This is a genomic window from Reyranella sp. (genome assembly GCF_052439685.1).
GTDB lineage: Bacteria > Pseudomonadota > Alphaproteobacteria > Reyranellales > Reyranellaceae > Reyranella.
Window position 1 is genome coordinate 29,925 of the sequence record NZ_JBQVQG010000015.1, and the last position, 15,457, is coordinate 45,381.

17 protein-coding genes are annotated in these 15,457 nt (G+C 65.8%); 5 read left to right on the forward strand and 12 right to left on the reverse strand.

Annotation, left to right across the window (positions count from 1 at the left end; genetic code table 11):
- Positions 1-122: 122 nt before the first annotated feature.
- Positions 123-476, reverse strand: a complete 354-nt coding sequence (locus tag ACT6UX_RS18720; protein ID WP_444776664.1) for an MmcQ/YjbR family DNA-binding protein — start codon at positions 474-476, stop codon at positions 123-125.
- Between the two features lie 44 nt (positions 477-520).
- Here ACT6UX_RS18720 and epmA point away from each other — a divergent pair, with 44 nt between their 5' ends.
- On the forward strand, positions 521-1,516 hold the full coding sequence (gene epmA / locus ACT6UX_RS18725) for an EF-P lysine aminoacylase EpmA (RefSeq protein WP_444776665.1): 996 nt from the start codon (positions 521-523) through the stop codon (positions 1,514-1,516).
- Here epmA and thiE read toward each other — a convergent pair.
- Positions 1,496-2,140, reverse strand: coding sequence for a thiamine phosphate synthase (gene thiE, locus ACT6UX_RS18730; RefSeq protein ID WP_444776666.1), 645 nt, complete (start codon positions 2,138-2,140; stop codon positions 1,496-1,498). The two genes, epmA and thiE, sit on opposite strands and share 21 nt — an antisense overlap.
- A gap of 127 nt (positions 2,141-2,267) precedes the next feature.
- Here thiE and ACT6UX_RS18735 point away from each other — a divergent pair, with 127 nt between their 5' ends.
- Complete coding sequence (locus ACT6UX_RS18735; protein WP_444776667.1) at positions 2,268-3,332, forward strand: hypothetical protein; 1,065 nt, start codon at positions 2,268-2,270, stop codon at positions 3,330-3,332.
- Here ACT6UX_RS18735 and ACT6UX_RS18740 read toward each other — a convergent pair.
- Entirely contained in the window at positions 3,304-3,819 is a 516-nt protein-coding gene (locus ACT6UX_RS18740; protein ID WP_444776668.1) for an ester cyclase, read from the reverse strand. The two genes, ACT6UX_RS18735 and ACT6UX_RS18740, sit on opposite strands and share 29 nt — an antisense overlap.
- A gap of 233 nt (positions 3,820-4,052) precedes the next feature.
- On the opposite strand from ACT6UX_RS18740, the gene ACT6UX_RS18745 reads away from it, so the two are divergent.
- Entirely contained in the window at positions 4,053-5,582 is a 1,530-nt protein-coding gene (locus ACT6UX_RS18745; protein ID WP_444776669.1) for a hypothetical protein, read from the forward strand.
- A 77-nt stretch (positions 5,583-5,659) separates the two neighbouring features.
- Here ACT6UX_RS18745 and ACT6UX_RS18750 read toward each other — a convergent pair whose 3' ends face one another.
- Complete coding sequence (locus tag ACT6UX_RS18750) at positions 5,660-6,580, reverse strand: class I fructose-bisphosphate aldolase (protein WP_444776670.1); 921 nt, start codon at positions 6,578-6,580, stop codon at positions 5,660-5,662.
- 185 nt (positions 6,581-6,765) lie between these two features.
- Here ACT6UX_RS18750 and ACT6UX_RS18755 point away from each other — a divergent pair, with 185 nt between their 5' ends.
- Positions 6,766-8,085 carry an MFS transporter gene (locus ACT6UX_RS18755; RefSeq protein WP_444776671.1) on the forward strand — a complete coding sequence of 440 codons (1,320 nt, stop codon included), beginning with the start codon at positions 6,766-6,768 and terminating at the stop codon, positions 8,083-8,085.
- 3 nt (positions 8,086-8,088) lie between these two features.
- Here ACT6UX_RS18755 and ACT6UX_RS18760 read toward each other — a convergent pair whose 3' ends face one another.
- From ACT6UX_RS18760 to ACT6UX_RS18795, 8 genes are read right to left on the reverse strand one after another with little or no spacing between them, the layout of a single operon-like run.
- Complete coding sequence (locus ACT6UX_RS18760) at positions 8,089-9,012, reverse strand: allantoinase PuuE (RefSeq protein WP_444776672.1); 924 nt, start codon at positions 9,010-9,012, stop codon at positions 8,089-8,091.
- A complete protein-coding gene (locus ACT6UX_RS18765; RefSeq protein WP_444776673.1) occupies positions 9,009-9,341 on the reverse strand; it encodes a hypothetical protein in 333 nt (110 codons plus the stop codon). Before ACT6UX_RS18765 ends, ACT6UX_RS18760 begins: the two co-directional genes overlap by 4 nt.
- Before the next feature lie 11 nt (positions 9,342-9,352).
- A complete protein-coding gene (locus tag ACT6UX_RS18770) occupies positions 9,353-10,276 on the reverse strand; it encodes a polysaccharide deacetylase family protein (protein ID WP_444776674.1) in 924 nt (307 codons plus the stop codon).
- 14 nt (positions 10,277-10,290) lie between these two features.
- Positions 10,291-10,764 carry an ureidoglycolate lyase gene (locus tag ACT6UX_RS18775; protein WP_444776675.1) on the reverse strand — a complete coding sequence of 158 codons (474 nt, stop codon included), beginning with the start codon at positions 10,762-10,764 and terminating at the stop codon, positions 10,291-10,293.
- Positions 10,765-10,777: 13 nt separating this feature from the next.
- Complete coding sequence (locus ACT6UX_RS18780) at positions 10,778-11,599, reverse strand: ABC transporter permease (RefSeq protein ID WP_444776676.1); 822 nt, start codon at positions 11,597-11,599, stop codon at positions 10,778-10,780.
- Positions 11,592-12,431 (reverse strand): ABC transporter permease, encoded by an 840-nt coding sequence (locus tag ACT6UX_RS18785; protein ID WP_444776677.1) that lies wholly within the window; start codon positions 12,429-12,431, stop codon positions 11,592-11,594. The genes ACT6UX_RS18780 and ACT6UX_RS18785 overlap by 8 nt, the downstream gene beginning before the upstream one ends.
- Positions 12,428-13,447: an extracellular solute-binding protein gene (locus ACT6UX_RS18790; RefSeq protein WP_444776678.1), complete on the reverse strand. Its 1,020-nt coding sequence runs from the start codon at positions 13,445-13,447 to the stop codon at positions 12,428-12,430. Before ACT6UX_RS18790 ends, ACT6UX_RS18785 begins: the two co-directional genes overlap by 4 nt.
- Positions 13,448-13,466: 19 nt before the next feature.
- A complete protein-coding gene (locus ACT6UX_RS18795) occupies positions 13,467-14,552 on the reverse strand; it encodes an ABC transporter ATP-binding protein (RefSeq protein WP_444776679.1) in 1,086 nt (361 codons plus the stop codon).
- Positions 14,553-14,699: 147 nt separating this feature from the next.
- Here ACT6UX_RS18795 and ACT6UX_RS18800 point away from each other — a divergent pair, with 147 nt between their 5' ends.
- The gene (locus tag ACT6UX_RS18800; RefSeq protein ID WP_444776680.1) at positions 14,700-15,455 is read left to right on the forward strand and encodes a GntR family transcriptional regulator; all 756 of its coding nucleotides are present in this window, start codon (positions 14,700-14,702) and stop codon (positions 15,453-15,455) included.
- Positions 15,456-15,457 lie beyond the last annotated feature (2 nt).

Below are 15,457 nucleotides of genomic sequence, written 5' to 3' on the forward strand. Positions count from 1 at the left end.
GCCTTACCGCTGTCTCGGATGAATGGAATTCGGCCTCGTCCGCGGAAGCGGTTCGAGGCCGGCGCGGCCTTCTATCAAAGGCAGCACGGGGTCGCAACCGGGCCCCCCAGGGCTTTCGGGCGCTATTTCAGGCCCAATTCGGCCCGTTTCTTCTTCGAAAGCCCGGCGGCGATGACGCAGTGCGCCTGTTTCAAGTACGCCCGGGTCTCGGCGGGCGTCAGGATCGCGGGATCTTCCAGGGCGACCCATTTCGCGCGGGCGAGGTAGGGAGCCGGCTTAAAGCCCGCGGCGTGAGACAGCGCCTCGAAATGCTCGGGCGGACACTTGAAGCAGATCCGAGCCACCGAATGGCCGGGCGGGCCGATCAAGCAGAACATCTTGCCCCCGACCTTGAACACGGTGACTCCTTCCCATTGCACGCTCCGCGTTGCAGCCGGCAGCTTGCGGCAATAGGCGTCGATCTGCTTCGGCGTCATGTCGACACCCTACACGCCGTGCCTTGCGCGTGCGATGCTTGGGCATGACCGAGTGGCGTCCCGATAAATTGGCGCGGCGCCTGCCGCATCTTCAGGCGCGTGGCCGGATCCAGGCCGCGCTGCGGCAGTGGTTCGCCTCGGAAGGCTTCGTCGAGGTCGAGACCCCGATCCTGCAGGCGGCCCCCGGCGCCGAGGTCCATCTCACGGGCTTCGCCACGGAGTGGGAGTTGCCCGACGGTGAGGAGCGCGAGCGCTGGCTGCACAGTTCGCCCGAATTCGCCATGAAGAAGCTGCTGGCCGGCGGCCTGCCAAGGATCTTCCAGTTCGCGCGCGTGTTCCGGAATGCGGAAGGATCGGCCCTGCATCATCCTGAATTCACGATGCTGGAATGGTACCGCGCGGGGGCAGGCTACGACACGATCATGGCCGACTGCCGCGCGCTGCTGAGCGCGACCGGGGTCGACGAGATGCGCTGGGCCGGGCATGTCTGCGATCCCCGGGCCGAACCGGAGCGGCTCACCGTGGCCGAGGCCTTCGTCCGCCATGCCGGTGTCGACTTGTTCGCGACGGTAGGCAATGCCCAGGCGCTGGCCGGCGCATCGGGCATTGCCATGCATGCCGGCGACACCTGGGAGGATGTCTTCTTCCGCATCATGTTCGAGAAGATTGAGTCGAAGCTCGGCATGGGCCGGCCGACCATCCTCTGCGAGTATCCGATCTCGATGGCGGCGCTTGCCCGCGCCAAGCCCGGCGATCCCAGAGTAGCGGAGCGGTTCGAGCTTTATGTCTGCGGGGTGGAACTCGCCAACGCCTTCGGCGAACTCACCGATCCTGCCGTGCAGCGGGCGCGTCTGGTGGCGGACATGGATCTGAAGGACGAGCTCTATGGCGTGCGCTGGCCGGTCGACGACGATTTCCTGGCGGCACTGGATCACGGCCTGCCGGACTGCTCCGGGATTGCGCTGGGCTTCGACCGCCTGGTCATGCTGGCGAGCGGCGCCTCGCACATCGAGGAGGTGCTATGGCTCCCCGTCCGCTGATTCGTGAGCCTCGAACAGTTCGTTGAAGGCGCGCACCGCCGCTTCCGGACCGTCCTTATAGCTCCAGACCCCGCTGGCGACGGCGAGGAAATCCGCACCCGCTTCGATCAATGGCCGGCAGTTCTCGATGGTGATGCCGCCGATCGCGACGCAGGGCACTTCCATCAGGCCGCTCCACCATTCGACGACCTCGATATCGGCCGGCGTCGTCACCGGCTTGGTCGAGGAGGAGAAGAAGGCGCCGAAAGCCACGTAGTCGGCGCCGGCTTCGGCCGCTTCCATCGCGAGGTGCCGCGACGCCTTGCAAGTCACGCCGACCTGGCGGTTGGGTCCCACGATCCGGCGCGCTTCGGCATAGGGCATGTCGTCCTGACCGACATGCACGCCATCGCAATCGAGCTTCACGGCCAGGTCCGGTCGGTCGTTCATGATGAAGGCGACGCCGCGCTGCTGGCAGATCGGCCGAAGCGTGTCGGCGATACGGATGATCGCCTCATCGGGGACGTCCTTCAGCCGAAGCTGGAAGGCCGCCACGTCGCCGCCGTCGAGGGCGGCCCGCAGCTCGTCGGCAAACAGCGACGGATGGTCGATTTCAGCAGGGGAGATCAGATAGAGACGGGTCACGGGCAAGCCTGATTTTCGGCTGGTTTATGCGGAACGGGGGGCGCCGTCGAGCGGTGTCTGCAGAAGCCTTCCATTGCCTTCACGCTTTGTCTCAGGCTAGCTGCCGAAAGCCTGATTGCCACGGACCATGAAAAAAGCCAGTAAGACTCTTCTATTGGTGCTGGCGTCGACCGCCGCCAGCATTCTCGTCGGGATCGCCGTCGCCGCGTATCTGACGGTTCCGCGCATTCCCCTGATAGCGGAAGGTGGCGGTCTGCTGGTGTTCGATCCGGAGATCGGCGGGCGGGCCAATCCCGATTCTCATGCCAGGCGCATCTATCCCGCCGTTCGCGACCGCCAGACCTTTGCCTTCGATATCTACACCGACGATCGGGGCGCGCGGGTCGACGGGCCGGGCCGGAAGAGCCCGGAGCAGGTCGACATACTGGTTGTCGGCGACTCCTTCAGCTGGGGATATGCGCTCGCCAACGAAGAGACCTATGCGCGCCACCTGGCGCGCGACCTCGACACCAGCGTCTCGAATTTCGCGATGGCGGCCTACGGAACCACCCAGTCGGTGCAGATGCTGCGGCGCAACGCCGACCTTTCGCCCAAGCTCATCGTCTACGGGATCATCGCGCATCACCTGGAGCGGAACGTCTCGCCGTGCCTGCCGTCCTACTACCCGTTCTGCTTCAGCGCCTCGCACGTCGCCTGGAACGAGGCGGGGCAGCCATCGATCGCCAGGCCCCGGAGCAACGGTGTGCAGCGCTTCCAGCGCCATCTGGCCGGCGACTTCCTCGATCCAGTGACCTGGTTCACGCATGGGATCGACGTGGTGCGCGGTCGGATCGAATACGGCCTCGCCACTTACGGTACGCCGACCGACGAAAAGAAGGAGGAGGCGCTGGCCTACCTCCTGCGCGAAATGCAGCGATCCGCGGACCAGATCGGCGCGAAGCTGCTCGTGGTCTATCTGCCGACGAACTACTACTCGGCCCCCAAAGCGCTGCCCCGCGTCATCGGCGACATCGAACTGCTAGACCTGACAGAGGCCTTCCAGCGGGAGCGGGACAAGGGCGTCAACCTCTACATCGTGGGCGACGGGCATCCGAACCGCGACGCCCACGAACTGATCGCGCGAGAGATCGCGAAATACGTTGGCGACAAGGATCTGCTCGAGATCAGGAGCTCGAGCCTGCAGCCCGATTGAAACTCAGCCGCTCCGACCACGCCGGATCGAGGCGGGAGCGAAGCCCGTAGACGTCGCCGAGTACCCACAGGTCGCGCACCAGTGGCCCATCGAAGGTGAAGATGGGTGCGCCGTACCACCAGACCCGGCCATTGGTCGGCGGTTCCCCGAACAGCGTTCGGCGGTGAACGCCATGGAAGCGCAGCTTGCCCGACACGCGGTGGCCTTCCTCCACAAGCTCGAGGATATCGGACGTGTAATCGTCAAGCGTGTCGGTGAGCCAGCGCACATAGGCGCTGAACTGCTGATGCCCGACCAGCACGGGACCGAGCGAGCCGCGAAAGGTGAAGTCGGGGTGGAAAATCTGCGCGACGAGCGAGAGGTCGGCCTTGTCCCAAAGGTCCTTGTAGAAAACGCGCACGACATTCTTCTGCACGCTGAGATGGGCGGGCGTCAGGTCGATTTCCGCCTCTTCGGGCAGTTCGGGGTGCCTGCGGTGTCCGGTCATGTGTTCAGCCTCCTGATGCCTGGGGGACCTGCGGCGTCTCGCTCGCTGGCCGCGGCAAAGAACGATGCTATGCACGTCGCGCGAGCGAGCGTGGCCTGCATTTCAGCGGAAAAAATTGTGACTTTCCGGCCAACGTAACGCTAGAGATGAATCGACTGGCCCGGTGGGGCGCTGGGCCGGATCGTCGCGCCGTGAATGGCAATCGTGAAACATTTTGACAGAAGAGGGACGAGTTGAGCGGTCGGATTCTGGCGAACGCGGCCACGGTCTGCGTGTCCATCCTGGTCGGTCTGGTCCTGGCCGAAGGGGCTGCCCGCATTCTTGACCGGATGCCACTCACCCAGCTCGAGCTTCCGGTTCGTCTCGTGAACATCGGCAACGACACCACGGCCGAGCGCCTCGACGAGGTGCCCAGAGCGCCGTCGGTGCAGCGCGACTGGTTCTTCAGCGATCCGCCGCCGCTGCCCAACCGCAAGCCGGTGCCGGCGTCGTTGCAGGAGCTGGACCGCGCCCTCCAGAAACAGGGCAATCCCTTCCAGTCATCCGAGGCGCTGAAGATATGGAACTCGGTGCTGGTGGGCGACCCCTGCGAATCGCCGTTCTTCGCAAACGCGCCGGGCTGGCTCATGCTCTTCGATCCGGCGGACGGCAAGCCGCAGCCGCCTTTTCGCTTTCAGCCAAGCACGACGACGCCGATCGGACTGGTCACCAATGAACTCGGCTGGCGCGGACCGCCGATGGCATTCGCCCGCTCCCCGCGCACGGTCCGGATCGTCTTCGTGGGCGCCTCGACGACCAGCGACACGCATCAGATGCCCTATTCCTACCCCGAATTCATCGGGCACTGGCTCAATCTGTGGGCGGCGAAGAACAGGCCGGACATACGCTTCGAGGTCGGCAATGCAGGGCGCGAATCCATCGGGTCGACGGGCATCGAGGCGGTCGTGCGCACCGAGGTCGTGCCCGCGCGGCCAGACCTCGTAATTTATCACGAGGGCGGCAACCAGTTTGTCCTCTCGAGCGTGGTGCCGTCGATGCCGACGGGTAAGAAGCCCGCGCCAATGGTTCATCTCGACGAGGCCTCCAAGGGATGGCTGGCCGACCTTTCACGCTACTCCGACATCGCACGGCGCATCTACACGCTCGTGGCGGTCATGAAGCTCGAGTCCGAAGGGAACGAGGCGCCCAAGCCGGATTATGAACTGGTCTGGCCGAAGGGCCTGTCCGAGGCCGATCCCGACATCAAGCGCAAGGATCTGCCGGTGGAACTGTCCACCATTCTGGGCGATCTCGACGAAATCCGGGCCGATCTGGCTCCGGTCGGCAGCGAACTGGCTGTGACTTCATTCATGTGGATGGCGAAGGACGGGCTGAAACTCGATCCGATCCGCAACCGCATGACCTGGGATTACCTGAATCTCTACATGTTCCCGTACCGCTATCGCGATATCGAGCGCCTGGCGAACTTCCAGAACGTCGTGCTGGCGAAGTATGCGCGGACGCATGGGATCGACTTCATCGACATCGCGGCCGAGATGCCGTTCGATCCCGACCTGTACGCCGACGGTGTCCATACGACCTATCCCGGGACGCGCATGAAGGGCTGGGTGATCCTCCAGCATCTCGTCCCCCTGATCGAAGCCCGGCTTGCCTCAGGCGTCTGGCCGAGGACCCCCCCGGCGGTGAACGAGCTTCCGCCTCCGCAGGCCACGCCCGCCCGCCGGATCGAGTTCAACTGCAAGGCGCAACGCGCCACCAAGTAGGCCGCCACCAGTAAAAAGGGCGTTGGGCGACCCGAAGGTCATCCAACGCCCCTGAGAGCCGATATCAGCGGCCGTTCTTACATCTTGCCCTGATAGATGCTGATGATCTTGTCGAGCATGTCGATCGCCTCGGCGCGAGGGCGCTGGAAGGTGTTGCGGCCGATGATCGAGCCATTGGCGCCGCCGTCGCGCAGGCTGCGGATCTCGGTGAACAGGCCCTCGAGGTCCTTTGCTTCGCCGCCCGAGAAGACGACGATGCGGCGGCCGTTGAAGGTCGCCTGCATCACGTGCTTGATACGGGCGGCCATGGTCGAGATGTCGACGTTGGCCTTTTCGTAGGCGGCCTTCGCCTCGGGCTGCCACAGCACGTTGGTCGGCGGCTTCACCTTGATGATGTGGGCGCCGAGCAGGGCCGCGATATGGGCGGCGTAGGCGCAGACGTCCATCGCCGTCTCGCCGGCCTTGTCGAGCTTGCCGCCGCGCGGATAGGACCACATGACCACGGCGAGGCCGACCGACTTGGCCTCCGCCGACAGCTCACGGATCTCTTCCATCATCTCGTACTGGTCTTCGGCGCCCGGATAGATCGTGAAGCCGATCGCCGAGCAGCCCAGCCGCAGCGCGTCGCCAACCGTGGCCGTCACGGCCTGGTCCTTGTTGGTCGACAGAGAATTTGCCGAGTTGCACTTCAGGATGGTCGGGATGGCGCCCGCGAAGGTGTCGGCGCCGGCCTCGAGCGGGCCGAGCGGAGCGGCATAGGCGTTCAGACCGGCATCGATGGCCAGCTGATAGTGATAGTGCGGGTCGTAGGCCTCCGGGTTCGGCGCGAAGGAGCGGGCCGGGCCGTGCTCGAAGCCCTGGTCGACGGGGAGGATCACCATCTTGCCCGTGCCGCCCAGGCGGCCGTGCATCAGGATGCGGGCCAGGTTGGCCTTGGTGCCGGGGCAATCGCTCTCGTAGTTGTCGAGGATCTTCTTGACGGTGCGGGTGATCTTCACGTCCGGTCTCCCATTTTTGCGGTCGCGCGGTGATAGCGGCGCTAGAGAAGCGGTTCAAGCCCCGGCGGGGGCCGGGAGGCCCGACTACCTGCCACGTCATTGACCTCGGGGCGGGCGCGGGGACAGGCTGTCACCCCCTCCGGGCCACGATGCGTCTGGCGAAACGCAGAAAAAGGAATAAGTCGGTGCCGTCACCCCAACTGCCCGCGCGACCCGCGTCTTTAGCGGCGCGCCTGCCTTTCTACTTCGGCTGGGTGATCATCGCGATCGCCTTTCTGACCGTGGCGGTTAGCGTGACCACCCGCACCGCCTTCTCGCTGATGTTCCCGCCGATCGTCGACGAATTCGGCTGGGATCGCGGCCTGGCGGCGGGCGCCTTTTCCTTCGGCTTCCTGGTGTCGGCGGTGATCAGTCCGGTCGTTGGCCGGACCATGGACCGGCGCGGGCCGCGATTCGTGATCGAGATCGGGGTCGTCCTGACGGCGGCGGGCCTGCTTGGCGCCACGGTGATCGACTCGCCGTGGCAGCTCTACGCGACGCTCGGTGTCTTGGTGGGGGCGGGGGCGAACTGCATGAGCTTTTCCGTGCAGTCGCAATACCTGCCCAACTGGTTCGTGCGGCGCCGCGCGCTGGCGACCGGCCTGGCCTTCTCCGGCGTGGGCGTGGGCGCGATCCTGATTCTGCCGTGGCTACAGACGATCATCCTGACGGACGGCTGGCGCAGCGCCTGTTGGGCGCTCGGGCTGATGACCCTGCTCGTGCTGCTGCCGATCAACCTGATCGTGACCAAACGCCCTCAGGACCTGGGCCTGCTGCCCGACGGAGCGAAGGAGGTGGGCACCGCCGCGGCGCGGCGTGCGGCGGCCATCGTCGATCCGCGCTGGGTCGCCATCGAGTGGACGGTCGCGCGGGCGGTGCGCACACGGCGCTTCTGGTGGCTCTGCATCGGCTTCTTCAGCACGGGCTATGCCTGGTACGCGGTGCAGGTCCACCAGACCAAGTACCTGGTCGAGATCGGCTTCGGCCCCATGCAGGCGGCCTGGGCGCTCGGCCTCGTGGCGATGGTGGGCATCCCCGGCCAGATCCTGCTGGGCGGTCTGTCGGACCGGATCGGTCGCGAGATCGTCTGGACGATCGCCGGTTCCGGCTTCGTGATCTGCTACGCGGCCCTTCTGGCACTCGGCGCCGGCCCATCGGAGCCGCTGCTCTACCTCATGGTCCTGTCGCAGGGCGTGCTGGGCTATTCCTTCACCAGCCTCATGGGATCGGTGGTCGCCGAGATCTTCGAGGGCCCGCACTTCGGATCGATCTTCAGCATCATCATGGTCTCTCTGCTGGCCGGCGGCGCCGCGGGCCCATGGATCACCGGCGTGCTCTACGATTACGAGGGCGCCTATCGCCTGGCCTTCATCGTGGCGCTGGCGTTCAGCGTCCTGGGCGCCGCCTCGATCTGGTTCGCGTCGCCCGGCAAGGTCCGCATGGTTGCCGGGCGCGCGAAGGTCTGAGCCCTACTCGTTGAGGCCCTTCCCGGGATACGGGTGCGTTGCGATCCAGTGTTTCGCGACGTCGAGGCGCTTGGTGACCCAGACGCCCTCGTGCTTCTGCACGTAGTCGAGGAAGCGCCAGAGGCCGGCCATGCGGGCGGGATGGCCGATCAGGCGCTGGTGCAGGCCGACCGACATCATCTTGGGCTGGGTGGCGCCTTCCTTGTAGAGGACGTCGAACGCGTCCTTCACCAGGCCGAACCATTGCTCCGAGTGGACCATGCCGGCAGCGTACTTGCCGTCGTTGTTGGTCAGTGAATAGGGGACGATGAGGTGTGGCTTGCCCTCGACCGTCTGCCAGAAGGGCAGTTCTTCGCCGTAATAGTCGCTGTCGTAGGTGAAGCCGCCTTCTTCGATCAGCAGGCGGCGCGTGTTCACGCTGGGTCCATAGCGGCAGTACCAGCCGGCCGGCCGCTCGCCGACCGTCTGCTCCAGCGACTTGATGGCCTTCCGGATGTGCTCGCGCTCCTCGGCTTCGGAAAGCTGGAAGTGGCGGACCCAGCGCCAGCCATGGCAGCAGACATCCCAGCCGGCGGCCCGAATGGCTTCCGCGGCCGGCAGATTGCGCTCCAGCGCCAGCGCGCAGCCGAACACGGTGAGCGGCATGCCGCGTTCCTGGAAGGCGCGGTGGATGCGCCAGAACCCGACCCGGCTACCATATTCGAACATGCCCTCGCCGGCGAGGTCGCGACCCTTCAGCCCTTGCGAGGAGGTGCTCGATTCGGTGAGGCCGGTCTCGGTGTAGCCCTCGCCGTCCTGCACCGACGGCTCCGAGCCTTCCTCGAAGTTGACGACGAAGTTGATCGCGATGCGCGCGCCACCCGGCCATTTCGGATCGGGCGGATTGGCGCCATAGCCGATCAGGTCGCGTTTCGGTTGCCAGCTCATGCAGGTCTCCTCACCAGTTCGGCCCCCATCTGACGGGCGATGTCGGCAATCTTGTCGTTCCAGGTACGCATCGACAGGGTGCGTACTCCCGCGCGCAGGCAGGCCAGCGCATAGCCCGGCGCGTCGCCGCAATCGACGATCAGCGTGAAGGCCACGTCCGGAAACTCCTCTCGTGCCCGCTCCTGCAGGGCACCGAGATATCCTGCTCCGTAGAAGGAGGCGGCATCTTCAGGCGTCAGCAGGACCGGCGCCGAGCCCGCCGCGCGCGCGGCCAGCAGCGCTGCCTCGGTCTGCTTCCAGTCGCGCACCACGATGATCTGGTCTGCCATGACGCGCGATATTACTCATTCAGGCCCCTGCCCGGATAGGGATGGGTCTTGATCCAGTGGCGGGCGATGTCGAGGCGGCGGGTCACCCAGACGCCCTCATGCTTCTGGATGTGATCGAGCAGGCGTTGCAGGCCGACGGCGCGTGCGGGATGGCCGATCAGGCGCATGTGCAGGCCGATCGACATCATCTTGGGCTGCGTCGCGCCCTCGCGGTAAAGCATGTCGAAGGCGTCGCGCACGAACGAGAACCACTGGTCCGACGTGCCGATGGAGGCGCCGAACTGACCGTCATTGTTGGTGACGGAGTACGGCACGACGAGCTGCGGCTTGCCGTCGACGGTAACCCAGAAGGGCAGCTCCTCGCCGTAATAGTCGCTGTCGTAGAGGAAGCCGCCCTCTTCCACGACGAGGCGGCGCGTGTTCACACCGGGTCCGTAGCGGCAGTACCAACCGAGTGGCCGCTCGCCGGTCATCTTCTGGATGGCGGCGATGGCCTTGCGGATATGCTCGCGCTCCGTGGCCTCGTCGAGCTCGTAATGCTTGATCCAGCGCCAGCCATGCGAGCAGACGTCGAAGCCCGACTTGGCGATGGCGGCCGAGGCTTCGGGATTGCGCTCCATCGCCAGGCCGCAGCCGAAGATGGTCATCGGCAGGCCGCGCTCCTGGAAGAGCCGCATCAGCCGCCAGAAGCCGACCCGGCTGCCATATTCGAACAGGCCTTCGGCGGCGAGGTCGCGACCGTGGATGGACTGTCCCATGCGACTCGCGTCGCTCAGGCCGATCTCGGTATGGCCTTCGCCGTCCTGGATGGAGGGCTCCGAGCCTTCCTCGTAGTTCATGACGAAGTTGACGGCGATGCGGGCGCCGTCGGGCCATTTCGGATCAGGCGGGTTGGCACCATAGCCGATGAAATCGCGGCGGACCTCGTATTGCATCGTCGGGCTCCGGATCAGGGGATGCGGACAGTGAAGGGCGGCACCGGCACGAATTCCTCGTCGCCCTTGCCGCCGTCGCGCCACATGAACACGGCGAAGCGACCCGGCCGGTCGAGCACGGTCAGGCCGTGATGCCAGGTGTCGGGCCGGTAAGTGACGCCCTGCTTGCCGGTGGCGATGAAGGCTTTCATCCCGCTTGCGTCGGGACCGCCCGCGGCGGCGTGCGGCGCAACGACGATCAGGTAGCGGCTTACGTCGAGCGGCATGAAGGTCTGGGAGGAGAATTCGTGGCGCTCTAGATAGTCGCTGTGCAGAGGCCGGTCCGGCGTCTCTGCCTTCAGGCTGACCGAGAGGCTCGCATGCGCGGTCGGACGCAGGTTGCCGAGTGCATCCTCGTAGTAGGTGCGCCCCGGAACGTCGGGCACGTCGATCACGTCGCCGAACGGAGCGAACGCTTCTTTGGTGAGGGGCTCGGGGATCAGTTCCATTGGCGGGTCCTCGTCAGTCGCGCATGCGGCGGGTCAGTCCCACCGTCCATTCCATGATCAGCATCAACAGGAAGGCCGCCGTGATCAACACGCCCGACACGGCGGCGATGCGCGGATCGAGGGTCGATTCCATCATGCCCCACATGCGGATGGGCAGCATGTCGGTGCGCGCCGTCGAGAGGAACAGCGACACCGGCACATTGTCGATCGAGGCCATGAAGGCCAGGAACGCGCCGGCGAAGATGCCGGGCGCGATCAGCGGCAGGGTCACGCGGCGCAGCGTGTAGAACCAGCTCGCGCCCAGGCTCTGCGAGGAATCGTTCAGCGCGGGATCGAGCTGGGAGATGCTTGCGGATGTCGTTCGGATGATGAACGGCACGGTCACGATCATATGGCCGGCGATGATGAGGTTCAGGGACGGCCGGAGGCCGATCAGGGTGAAATACATCAGCGCCGCCAGGCCGAAGGTGAGGCCGGGCAGGACCAGCGGCGACATGAAGAGCCCGTCGGCCATGCGCGCTAGCCTGTGGCGGTTACGCGCCAGCCCAAGCGACGCCATGCTGCCGAACAGCATGCCGAAGCCGGTCGACCAGGCGGCCACCTCGAGCGAGTTGTACACGGCGCGGTGGATCTGTCTCGACTGCGAGGGGTCGAACAACGCTTCGTACCATTGCAGGGAGAAGCCGGTCGGCGGGAACTTGAGCGAGCGCCCCTCGGTGAAGGAGGTCGTCAGCACGATCACCACCGGCGCCACGATGATCAGCATCGCCAGGGCGGCCAGGCTGCCGATCACCAGGCTGTAGGAGAGATCGCCTAGACTGCGGCGCCTACCCATGGACGTAGCCTCCGGAGCGGCGGCCGAGATAGGACAGGGCGCTCACCACCGTCAGCACCGAGACGAGCAGGGTGAGCGAGACCACGGCGGCGAAGGGCCAGTTGAAGACGACCAGCGACTGCTGCCAGATCAGCAGCGGTAGATAGATCAGGCGGACGCCGCCGATCACGGTCTGCGAGATGAAGGCGGTCGTGGAACTCGCAAAGACGAGCAGGCAGCCGGCGACGAGGCCCGGCATGCTGAGCGGCACGATCACCTTGAACAGCGTGCGCCAGCGCGAGGCGCCAAGGGCGGACGAGGCGTCGCGCAGGTTGGAATCGAGCCGTGACATCACGCTGATCAGGGGCAGCAGCATCAGCGGCATCTCGATCTGGGTCAGCGAGATCACGAGGCCGAGTTCGGTCTGCAGCAGCCGCAGCGGCTCGGAGATGATGCCCAGCTGCAGCAGGAGCGTGTTCACCACGCCCTCGCGGCCCAGCACCACGATCCAGGCAAAGGTGCGAACCACGACCGACAGCAGCAGCGGCATCACGATGATGAAGATCAGCACCTTCTGCAGGCGCGGCGAGGCGTCGAGATAGATCAGCGCCAGCGGATAGCCGATCACGATGGTGGCGCACACGGTCTTGAGGCCGAGCAGCATCGTGTCGGCGATCACCTTGTAGCTGAAGGGATCGCCGAGGAACTTGGCCCACTGACCGAAGCCCGGCTGGCTGATCTTGTCGTCATTGAAGAAGCTGACGCCGACCAGCATGAGGAGCGGCGCCAGGAAGATCGATGCAAAGGCCAGCGCGAGCGGCAGCGCGAGCTGCCACTCCGCCAGCCTTCTCACTTCGCCATTTCCTTGTTGAACTTCTCGATCCAGCCTGCGCGCAGCGGATTGATCTTCGCCCAGTCGTGCCGCACGTAGCTCGACATCTCGTCGAGGCTCTTCATCGGCAGATAGGCCGGGACCGGCACGTCCTTGTTGACCGGGATGAAGTTGTACGGCGGCTTTGTCAGCGCCTCCTGCACGTCCTTGCCGGCGACGATGTCGAGATACTTGTAGGCGTTCTCGACATCCGCGGCGCCCTTGGCGATGTGCAGGGTGGTGAGGAAGGTGATGGCGCCTGTCTCGGGCTTGACGAACTCGATGTCGACTCCGCGGCCCTTGAGCGTCGCGACGGTCTGGGTGTTGGTGTAGATCACGTCGCACTGGCCTTGTTGGAACAGGCCGGGCATGGCGGCCGGCTGGCCGACCGCGGCGATCTTGGGCAGCACCTTCTTCAGTTCGACGAGCGCCGGCTCGATGTTGGTCTCCGAGCCGCCGAAGACCTTGGCGATCTCGATCAGCGACACCGTGCCGAAGGTGGTCTGGAAACCCGTGATGCCGAGCCGGGACACCCAGGGATCGCTGAACAGGTCCTTCCAGCCTTTGGGGGCAGGGACCTTCTTGGGATTGTAGGCGATGCCCACGACCTGCGCGTTGACGCCGATGCCCCACTCGTCGACCAGCCCGGCCGGCAGCTTTGAGGCATTGCTGATCTTCTTGATGTCGATCTTGTCGAACAGCCCGTCCTGGATGGCGGTGATGCGCGGGCCCGGGTCGAGCACGAAGGCATCGAACGGCGGCGCGCCCCGGGCGGCCTTGGCCTTGGCGACCTGGTCGACGGCAAAGAGCGGTTGCAGCTCGAGGTCGACGCTGTCCTTCTTCTTCAGAGCGGGCACCACGATGGCGCGGAAGGCCTCTTCCCAGGTTCCGGGATAGATGGCAGCGGCGACGCTACCCTTGGCATGGGCGATCGAGGGAAGAAACGAGGCGCCGCCGAGGGCGGTGGCACCGGCGAGCAGGCGTCTGCGGCTGAACATGGGAGAATCTCCGTGGTTGTCAGGTGGAACGCGGAAACAGCGTGGGACGCGCATCGGCGGCCAGGGTGCAGAAGGTGCGGGCCGCTCCATCGGAAACCGCGCGGCGCGGCTCGATGATCTTCAGGACGGTGCCGTCGGTCGCCCGGGCCTCGTGCACGAGCTGCGCGCCGATGGGCAGCGCCAATCCCGGCTCGATCTTCCAGGCAGAGGGGCCGGGAACCGCGGAAAGTGAAAGCTGTTCGGGCCGCACCGACATCGACACGGGCGCGCCGAGGCCGAGGCCCGCGGGCGCCACCAGGGCGACGGTCGCGCCGGCGTCCAGGGCGACGGTCGCCGTGCCGTTCTGCAGGGAGGCGATCCTCCCGTTCATCAGGTTGGTGGTGCCGACGAAGCCGTTCACGAACAGCGTCTGCGGCTCGTCGTAGATCGTGACCGGCGTGCCGTACTGCTCGACCTTGCCCTTGTTCATGACGGCGATGCGGTCGGCGACGCTCATCGCCTCGTCCTGGTCGTGGGTGACGAGGATGGTCGTGAGACCCAGGGTGCGCTGCAGGCGTTTGATCTCGATCTGCATGTCGAGCCGCAGGTTGCGGTCGAGCGCCGCGAACGGCTCGTCGAGCAGCAGGATCGAAGGTTCGATGGCCAGTGCACGCGCCAGCGCCACCCTCTGCTGCTGGCCGCCCGAGAGCTGGCGCGGCAGGCGCTCCTTGAAGCCACCAAGCTGTACGGTTTCGAGGAAGCGCGAGACCCTCGACTGCACTTCCGGCCCCTTGAGGCCGCGGGCGCGCAGGCCATAGGCCACGTTCTCCGCCACGGTCATGTGCGGGAAGAGCGCGTAGTTCTGGAAGACGATGCCGATGTTGCGCTGGTTGGATGGCAGGTGGTCGATGGTGGCGCCGTCGACGCGTACGCGGCCTGCGGCCTGGCGCACGAAACCGGCGATGACCCGGAGGAGGGTGGTCTTGCCGCAGCCCGAGGGGCCGAGCAGCGCCACGACCTCTCCGGGCTCGATGGCGAGTGTCACGCCGTCGACAGCCAGTGATTGGCCGTAGCGGACGCTCAGGTCCTCGACATCCAGCGTGCGGCCGGTCGGGGTCGTTTGCATCGTTCCTCCTCGATGGAAGAGGACGCAAGCTGCGTGCCAAGTGAAATGCCCGTGGAATCGCGCTTTCTTCGAGCCTGACGCTTTCCGGCTGGCCTGATTTGTGCACATACGAAATCAGAATGTGCACATTATCCGGCCACGTCTGACATGACGGGATCGCGCCCCAGAGCCTCCCGTGCCGCTGCCGCCCGCGCCCGCAAGGGCGACGTGGAAACCGATCTTGCCGTGTATGAGGCAATCCGCCGTGCCCTGTTGATGGGCAGGCTGCTGCCCGGCACCAAGCTCGCCGAGCCGGCACTGGCGCGCGTGCTGAGGGTAAGTCGCGAGCGCGTGCGCAAGGCATTGCACCGGCTGGCGCACGAGGGTTGGCTGGAGACGGTGCCGAACCGCGGCACCTTCGTGCCGGCGCTCACCATCCAGGAGGTGCGGGAGATTTACGAGGTCCGTACCATGCTGGAGACCGGCATCGTGCAGCGCCTCTGCCGGGGGCATGACAATGGGGTGGCTCAGCGGCTGCGCGCCCACGTCGCCGAGGAGCGCACCGCGCTGCGCAACGACGATCGTGGCCGGCTGTTCGGCCTTTCCGGCGACTTCCACTTGTTGCTGGCAGAGCTGCTCGGCAACGATCAGCTCACGCGCCTGATGCGCGGGCTGCTGACGCGCTCGACCATGCATTTCTCGCTGGCCGCCCCCGAGCGCTTCCACAATTGTGCCGGCCCGCACGACCATGCCGACATCGTCAAGGCGGTGCTGGCGCGCGACGCCCGCAAGGCGGCGAAGCTGATGCTCGACCATCTGGTCGGCTTGGCCGAATGGCAATCCAGCTGGCGCCCTCCGCCCATCCCGATCGCACTCGAAGACGCTTTCCGCGGCATCGACGCAAGCGGTCCGGTCCGCGATTGACG